2 pseudogenes are annotated in these 1,033 nt (G+C 69.8%); both read left to right on the forward strand.

What is annotated here, in order from left to right:
- Positions 1-445 (forward strand): annotated as a pseudogene (locus tag Y705_RS23055) (3-phosphoshikimate 1-carboxyvinyltransferase); the annotation flags it as partial.
- Position 446: 1 nt separating this feature from the next.
- Positions 447-1,033 (forward strand): annotated as a pseudogene (locus Y705_RS18135) (3-phosphoshikimate 1-carboxyvinyltransferase); the annotation flags it as partial.

Here is a 1,033-nt window from a genome sequence, read left to right on the forward strand (position 1 = left end):
CGTGACCCGGGGAACGGTGAGCATCGCGAACTGGCCTTCCCGCACCACGCAGGTCGGAGACCAGTGGCGGGACATCCTCACCAGGATGGGAGCCTCCGTGGAACTTGCCGGGGGCACCCTGACCGTCACCGGCGGCCCGGCGATCCGGGGCGGACACTTCGCCGACACCAGTGAACTCGCGCCCACCGTCGCCGCACTGTGCACCCTCGCCGACTCGCCCTCCACCCTCACCGGGATCGCCCACCTCAGGGGACATGAAACCGACCGGTTGGCGGCGCTCGTCACGGAGATCAACGCCCTCGGCGGAAATGCGCAGGAGACGGAGGACGGGCTCGTCATTCGACCCAGTGCCCTCCACGGCGGTCGCTTCTCCACGTACGACGACCACCGCATGGCGACGGCGGGCGCGATCCTCGGCCTCGCGGTGGAAGGCGTCGAGGTCGAGCCCGATCGCCGCCTTCGACGTCCAGGTGGAACCCGACCTTTCGAACGCGGGCCCGTTCCTCGCTGCGGCACTCGTGACCCGGGGAACGGTGAGCATCGCGAACTGGCCTTCCCGCACCACGCAGGTCGGAGACCAGTGGCGGGACATCCTCACCAGGATGGGAGCCTCCGTGGAACTTGCCGGGGGCACCCTGACCGTCACCGGCGGCCCGGCGATCCGGGGCGGACACTTCGCCGACACCAGTGAACTCGCGCCCACCGTCGCCGCACTGTGCACCCTCGCCGACTCGCCCTCCACCCTCACCGGGATCGCCCACCTCAGGGGACATGAAACCGACCGGTTGGCGGCGCTCGTCACGGAGATCAACGCCCTCGGCGGAAATGCGCAGGAGACGGAGGACGGGCTCGTCATTCGACCCAGTGCCCTCCACGGCGGTCGCTTCTCCACGTACGACGACCACCGCATGGCGACGGCGGGCGCGATCCTCGGCCTCGCGGTGGAAGGCGTCGAGGTCGAGAACATCGGCACCACCGCCAAGACCATGCCGGAATTCCCCGATCTGTGGCTCGCGCTGGTGGCAACCGGCGG

It is taken from the genome of Arthrobacter sp. H41, assembly GCF_000520535.1.
In the GTDB taxonomy this organism is placed as follows: domain Bacteria; phylum Actinomycetota; class Actinomycetes; order Actinomycetales; family Micrococcaceae; genus Arthrobacter_D.